Raw genomic sequence first — 6369 nt, 5'->3', positions numbered from 1 at the left:
GCTGGCTTGCCAGATCACCAGTTGGGGCAGCCCTTGCAGCTGCTCTGGTCGCTCAGCGACGCAGTACAGCCCCGCCTGAGCCGTGAGCAGGCGGGTGAGGCCATCGCGCAGCAGCGGTTCGGCAAACAGCAGCAGCTGCGAACTCACGGGTTTGGCGAACTCATGGGTTTGGTGATGGCATGGGCCAAAGGTACCGATGCTGAAGCGGATTCTCCAGTCCTGGGTGGGCGAAGGGATTCAGCTGCGGCGCCGGCCGGTCAGATGCAGGGTGTAGGTCTCGATGGCGAAGCCGGTGTGGCGCTCGATCTGGTCGAGCAACTCGCGTGGTAGCTCGACGTCTAGGTCTTGGATGGCGCCTGATTGCGAGCAGGTGAGGTGGCTGTGGGGATCGCTGCGATAGCCGTAGAGCCGGCCGCTGGCCCGGTCAAGGCACTCGATCACGCCAGCGGTCTGCAGGGCTTCAAGATTTTGATAAACAGACGTGTGACCAATATTGCGGCCCAGGTTGTTGAGCTTTTCAAAAATGTCGCGGGCGCTGAGATGGCTCTTCTCAACCCAAAGCAAATCGAGCACCATGCGGCGCTGGCGGCTGAGCCTCATGCCCAGGTCGCGGCAGCGCTGATAGACGTCGTCTACGCAGGTTGATGGATTGGTTGGGGGAAGGGCGCCGGCGTTCACGCGACACGCCTCAAATCAGACTCAATCTGTTATAGGGCAGGTCGCAAGCGATCCGCTATTGCCATCGGGGCAGGCTGCCGGTTCAGGCCATCATCGAGGCACTGGTCGGATCCTGCAGTCGGCCCTCATCGATGGCCTGCAGGGCTTCAGCTAGATCCACCCGTCCGTCGTAGAGGGCCCGGCCCACGATCACCCCCTCTACCCCTAGGGGCGCCAGGCTCAGCAGCGACAGCAGGTGCTCCAGGTTGCCGATGCCGCCGGAGGCGATCACCGGCACGGCGCTGGCCTCGGCCATCGCCCTCAGGGCTTCGAGGTTGGGGCCCGCCAGGGTGCCGTCTGTGGCGATGTCGGTGCTGATGATTGCGGCGATGCCGCTGGCGCAGAAGCGCTGGGCTAGGGCGGTGGCTTCGGTGCTGCTCTCTTCGATCCAGCCGCGGGTGGCCACCTTGCCGTTTTTGGCGTCGATGCCCACCACGATCCGGCCGGGATAGCGCGCTGCCAGCTCATCGACTAATTCGGGTTGCTCAAGGGCCACGGTGCCGAGGATGACCCGATCCAGTCCGAAGCTCAGCAGCTCCTCAGCCCGTTCGGCGCTGCGCACCCCACCCCCCAGCTGCACGGGGATGCTGAGGGCAGTGGTGATCGCCTTCACGGCCGCATCGTTGATTGGTTGGCCGCTGCGGGCGCCGTCTAGATCCACCAGGTGCAGCCGCCTGGCTCCCTGTTGCTGCCAGCTGAGGGCCTGGGCCACTGGGTCGTCGGAGAAGCGCGTTACCTGGTCGTAGTCGCCTTGGTGCAGCCGCACGCAGTGGCCATCGAGCAGGTCGATGGCGGGAATTATCTGCATGGCTGCTGGAGGCAATTGCTGCCAGCCAGGCTGCCAGAGCTGCCGGTTGCGCAGCTCCCGTAGCGGCACCACCAGCCGAAAGCCCCGCTCCAGCACCGCCTGTAGTTCCACGGCCCGTTCCGCGCCCTGGCCCCGCTCCCCCAGCAGGGAGAAGTGGCGATAGCCGCGACTGCCGGGGGGCCACGACGTGATGGTGGCGGGCTGGGCTGTGTAGGCCTTGGCCAGACGCATCACAAAAAGAGGCAAACCAGAACCAAAGTGTGGTTTACGGCGCCGTCTTGGCAGCCAAAATTAGAAGCTCCGCCTGTGCGCCCGATGGCCCAAGCTGGTGGGCCAAATACGCAGCGGCGTGGTGAACTCCAGCGTGGCGACCAAGCCGAGGGCCCAGGGCTACTGGTCGATCTTGTCCCTTTGGCAGCAGACGCTGGCGGCGCCACCGATCGAGCGGATCGACACGGGCATAACGGTGGTGGAGTAACCGCCTCTGCTGTCCGGGGGTTTGAATGACGCCCAGTTTCGCGGCCCCGTGGGCAGCAGCATGAACATCCTGGTGATGGGCGGCACCCGCTTCGTGGGCAAACCGCTGGTGGAGCGGCTGCAGGCTGAAGGCCATGCCCTCACCTTGTTTACTCGTGGCAACAAGCCAGCGCCGGCAGGGGTGGAGCACCTGATCGGCGACCGCAGCACTGCTGGGGGGCTGGAGCCGCTGGTGGGTCGCAGTTTTGATGTGATCGTCGATAGCTCGGGCCGCAGCCTTGAGGATTCCCGCGCTGTGATCGAGCGCACCGGGCCTCCGGCCCATCGCTTTGTTTATGTGAGCTCGGCCGGTGTTTACGCCGATAGCGAGCTTTGGCCCCTCGATGAAAACAGCCCCGTTGATCCCGCCAGCCGCCACGCTGGCAAGGCCGAAACCGAAGCCTGGCTGCGCAGCGAGGGCATCGCTTTCACAAGCTTCCGGCCCACCTACATCGTGGGGCCGGGCAACTACAACCCTGTGGAGAGCTGGTTTTTTGATCGCATCGTGCATGGCCGGCCCGTGCCCCTGCCCGGTGATGGCAGCACGATCACCCAGCTGGGCCATGTGGCAGACCTAGCCGCCGCCATGGCTCGCTGCATCGAGGTGGATGCCGCCGCCAACCGCATCTACAACTGCACCGGCAGCCAGGGCGTCACCTTCCGCGGCTTGGTGCAGGCAGCGGCCCGGGCGGCCGGCAAGGAGCCAGCTTCTGTGGAAATCCGCAGCTTCGATCCCGCTGCTCTCGATAAAAAAGCCCGCAAGGCCTTCCCGCTGCGCCTAGCCCACTTCCTCACCGACACCACCCGGGTGCGGCGTGAACTGGCCTGGGAGCCGGCCTTTGACCTTGAGGCCACCATCGCCGACAGCTACACCAACGACTACGCCCTGCGGACTCCCACCAGCCCTGATTTCTCCGCAGACGAGGCCTTGATCGGCTGAGCTTCTTTGCCGCAGCTGTGAGGCCTATTTCCATAGGCTCCTGCCATGAACTGGACTACCGACTCGATTCCCGATCAGGCCGGACGCTTGGCCCTGATCACCGGCGCCAACAGCGGCCTGGGCCTGGAAACGGCGCGGGCGCTAGTGGCCAAGGGCGCCACCGTGGTGCTCGGCTGCCGCAGCCTGCCCCGGGCAGAGCTTGCCAAGGGTGAATTGTCGGCAGCGGCCGCTAGCGGGGGTGGTGCCGTTGAGCTGCTGGAGCTTGATCTGGCCAGCTTGGCTTGCGTGCGCCGTGCCGCTGCGGAATTGGCCGATCGCCACGGCCGGCTGGATCTGCTGATCAACAACGCCGGACTGATGGCCCTGCCGCGGCAGCTCACCCCCGACGGCTTCGAGATGCAGCTGGGTGTGAACCACCTGGGCCATTTCGCCCTCACCCGGGCCCTGCTGCCGCTGCTATCCGATCGCCCGAATGCACGGGTGGTGAGCGTGACCTCAGGGGCCCAGTATTTCGGCCGGATTGCTTTCGACGATCTGCAGGGCGATCGCCGCTACGACCGCTGGGCTGCCTACGGCCAGAGCAAGCTCGCCAATGTGATGTTTGCCTTAGAGCTGCAGCAGCGGCTGCGCGATCAGGGCCAGGCGGTGCTGTCGCTGGCGGCCCATCCGGGCTTTGCCCGCACCAATCTTCAGCTGGCCTCGGTTGCTGCCAATGGCTCGTGGTTTGAACCCCTGGCCTACCGGCTGATGGGCCCGCTGTTGCAGAGCACGGCCATGGGAGCGCTGCCCCAGTTGTTTGCCGCCACCGCACCCGAAGCCACCCCAGGGGGTCACTACGGACCAAATCAGTTCGGTGGCATGCGGGGCTGGCCCACCGAGGTGCGCATTGCCCCCGCGGCCCTCGATGCCGATCAGCGCCAGCGGCTCTGGCAGCGCAGCGAGGAGCTCACTGCTTTAGGGCTTGCGTAGGTAGCCCCAGGCCGAGCTCAGCGCCAGCAGCAACGACGGCCAGAACAGCCAGAAGCCAGCGGTCTGGAATGCTGCCGCCAGTCCGAAACCCCAGCCGTTGGGCCAGAGCAGCAGCAGCAGGCTGGCGAATTGCAGGATCGTTTTGAGCTTGCCGCTCCAGGAGGCCGGGCCGCCGCTGGCTTCAGCGGCGCGCCAGCCAGAAATAAGTAGTTCCCGGGCCAGCAGCAGCCAGATCGCCCACAGGGGCAGGATCCCCTCCGCTCCAAGCCACAGCAGCGGCGCGCTGATCAGGATTTTGTCGGTGAGGGGATCGAGGCGGGCGCCCCACACCGAGCCGCCGCCGGCCCGGCGTGCCAGGGCGCCATCGGCCCAGTCGCTCAGGCCGCCCAGTAGCAGCAGCCACCAGGCCAGGGCTGGTTGGCCCCCCGCCAGGGCAACGATCAGCGGTAGTCCCAGCACGGCCCGGGCCACGGTGAGGCCGTCGGCCAGTTGGCGTATCCGTTGCGTCGCCATGGTGTCTGCCGTGCTCGGCCCCAGAATGGCTCCAGTCGTCTTGTTTGGCCCGTGGTGCAACAGCTGGTTTCCGCCGTGATGTCTGCACCGGTGTTGAGTGTCACAGCGGACAGTCCCCTGCAGGAGGCCGTGCAGTTGATGAGCGAGCACCACATCAGCGGTTTGCCGGTGGTGGATGGCAGTGGCGCCCTGGTGGGCGAGCTCAGCGAGCAAGACCTGATGGTGCGCGAAAGCGGCTTCCAGCCCGGCCCCTACGTGATGCTGCTCGATGCGGTGATCTACCTCCGCAATCCGCTCAACTGGGATAAGGAGGTGCACCAGGTGCTCGGCAGCACCGTGGGCGAGGTGATGGGCCAACACCCCCACAGCTGCAGCGCCGAGCTGCCCTTGCCGGCGGCGGCTGGCCTGCTGCATGAGCGCAGCACCCAACGCCTGTTTGTGCTGGATGGCGAGCGCCACCCGGTGGGTGTGCTCACCCGCGGGGATGTGGTGCGGGCGCTGGCGGCTGCGGGCTGAAGCAGGGGTATCAGCCAATCAGGGCTCTGGCAGGCCCGGTGGTGGCGGCGCTCCCGGCAGGGGAGCCCCTGTGGTGATCTGGCCCGTGGGGCCGACCGCCGAATCCAATGGTGCTTCCGCCGGTTCGGCGCCGTCCAGTTCGGCGGCCCCTGGATCCGCTGGCGAGGCGTACCCGTCCGCGGCCGCGGCTCCCTCCTCAGGCAGTTCTACGCCTTCTGGCAGTACCAGGGGCTGGGAGAGGTCGGATGGCAGGCCGAGGGTCTCGAACTCCACCCCGGTGATCGCCGGGCTGTCGGCGGCTTGCTCTTGGCGCTGGCGCAGGGCCAGGGGGTCCGCGCTGATCGGCGGCTCACGCAGGGGGGCCTTGGCGTTGGCCCGCAGGGGATCCCGGGGGCCACGAGGGGCCCAGATCAGCTGGGCGATGGGTTCCACCCCCTGCTCCATCAGCCGGTTTAAGCCGGCCAGGGCCCGGTCCACCAGTTGCCCGCCGAGGGTTTGGCCGCACTGGAAGGGATTGCCGCAGCCCTCGGCCGCCGTTCGCCCCGCCAGGCTGGCCAGGAGCGACCCCTGCAGGGGGGTGCTGCGTCGGCTCAGCCGCAGCAGGTAGGGCACGTGCACAAAGCTGGTGGCGCCACCGCTGATCCAGTTGGCGTCAGCCGCGCTGAAGCCCTTTTTGCCGGGGATGATGAAACGGCTCTTGGAGGCGTGGTCGGGCAGGTAGGCGGCCCGCAGCCCGCGCTGCCGCGCCAGGGAGCGGGTCTGCTCGAGGGTGAGGCCATCGCGGCTCATCAGCACCTCCAGCCGGCCGTCGGGGCGCAGGCCGATCACCATGCGGATCCTGGGTAGGAAATAGCGGATCTGCTGGCCCATCGAAATGCTGTAGGCACCGCGATAGCTCGCCGGCGGCCGCTCTAGGTCGTTGTAGACGCTGTGAAGCCCGCCGATGAAGCTGTCGTAGCGCTGGGCGCGATCGGCCGTCAGCTCGCCGAAGCCGAAGTCGACGCCCCCATCGCGGCGGATGCCCACAAAGGCCCGCTGGCGGGCAGCGGTGCGGTTGCGGCCGCGCCAGATGCGATCGCCCAGCTTGAGATCGCCCAGCGGCACTGTGATTTCCCGCCCGCCCGCATCGACGTGGCGCTCGTACATCGGCCCCGAAAAGAAGGCCAGGGCCTGGCGGTCGGCATAGGCCTCCTGCTCCCGATCCCAGCCTTCGAGCAGGTCGATCTGCACCGCCCGGGGATCGAAGTCGAGGGCGTAGACACTCTTGTCCGGGAGGTAGCGGAACGGCTGACCGTCGGCGCGGGTGAGCAGGGGCGCTCCGGCCCGGGTGCCGGACCCGGGCAGCGGCGGAGCAATCGCCACCAAGAAGGTGAGCATTCCGGCGGGCAGG

At 67.2% G+C, this 6369-nt stretch carries 8 protein-coding genes and 1 pseudogene; 4 read left to right on the top strand and 5 right to left on the bottom strand.

The window, feature by feature from the left end; genetic code table 11:
* Positions 1–237: 237 nt before the first annotated feature.
* From KBY71_RS14395 to KBY71_RS14385, 3 genes and pseudogenes are all read right to left on the bottom strand, one after another.
* Entirely contained in the window at positions 238–600 is a 363-nt protein-coding gene (locus KBY71_RS14395) for a Fur family transcriptional regulator (protein ID WP_254929581.1), read from the bottom strand.
* Between the two features lie 160 nt (positions 601–760).
* Positions 761–1525, bottom strand: coding sequence for a 1-(5-phosphoribosyl)-5-[(5-phosphoribosylamino)methylideneamino]imidazole-4-carboxamide isomerase (gene hisA, locus KBY71_RS14390; RefSeq protein ID WP_254929580.1), 765 nt, complete (start codon positions 1523–1525; stop codon positions 761–763).
* Between the two features lie 30 nt (positions 1526–1555).
* Positions 1556–1756: pseudogene (locus KBY71_RS14385) on the bottom strand (TIGR02450 family Trp-rich protein); the annotation flags it as partial.
* 97 nt (positions 1757–1853) lie between these two features.
* On the opposite strand from KBY71_RS14385, the gene KBY71_RS14380 reads away from it, so the two are divergent.
* The 3 genes from KBY71_RS14380 to KBY71_RS14370 are packed head-to-tail and all read left to right on the top strand — an operon-like array spanning position 1854 to position 3950.
* Complete coding sequence (locus tag KBY71_RS14380; RefSeq protein WP_254929576.1) at positions 1854–2003, top strand: hypothetical protein; 150 nt, start codon at positions 1854–1856, stop codon at positions 2001–2003.
* A gap of 60 nt (positions 2004–2063) precedes the next feature.
* Positions 2064–2981: an NAD-dependent epimerase/dehydratase family protein gene (locus tag KBY71_RS14375; RefSeq protein ID WP_254929579.1), complete on the top strand. Its 918-nt coding sequence runs from the start codon at positions 2064–2066 to the stop codon at positions 2979–2981.
* A 45-nt stretch (positions 2982–3026) separates the two neighbouring features.
* Positions 3027–3950 carry an oxidoreductase gene (locus KBY71_RS14370; RefSeq protein WP_254929575.1) on the top strand — a complete coding sequence of 308 codons (924 nt, stop codon included), beginning with the start codon at positions 3027–3029 and terminating at the stop codon, positions 3948–3950.
* Here KBY71_RS14370 and KBY71_RS14365 read toward each other — a convergent pair.
* Positions 3936–4463, bottom strand: coding sequence for a CDP-alcohol phosphatidyltransferase family protein (locus KBY71_RS14365; protein ID WP_254929574.1), 528 nt, complete (start codon positions 4461–4463; stop codon positions 3936–3938). The two genes, KBY71_RS14370 and KBY71_RS14365, sit on opposite strands and share 15 nt — an antisense overlap.
* A gap of 78 nt (positions 4464–4541) precedes the next feature.
* Here KBY71_RS14365 and KBY71_RS14360 point away from each other — a divergent pair, with 78 nt between their 5' ends.
* Positions 4542–4979 carry a CBS domain-containing protein gene (locus KBY71_RS14360; RefSeq protein ID WP_254929578.1) on the top strand — a complete coding sequence of 146 codons (438 nt, stop codon included), beginning with the start codon at positions 4542–4544 and terminating at the stop codon, positions 4977–4979.
* Positions 4980–4997: 18 nt separating this feature from the next.
* On the opposite strand, the gene KBY71_RS14355 is transcribed toward KBY71_RS14360, so the two are convergent.
* The gene (locus KBY71_RS14355) at positions 4998–6368 is read right to left on the bottom strand and encodes a hypothetical protein (protein ID WP_396095561.1); all 1371 of its coding nucleotides are present in this window, start codon (positions 6366–6368) and stop codon (positions 4998–5000) included.
* Position 6369 lies beyond the last annotated feature (1 nt).

It is taken from the genome of Cyanobium sp. T1B-Tous, assembly GCF_024345475.1.
Lineage (GTDB): Bacteria > Cyanobacteriota > Cyanobacteriia > PCC-6307 > Cyanobiaceae > Cyanobium_A.
This window is presented reverse-complemented; position numbering and strand designations above follow the sequence as displayed.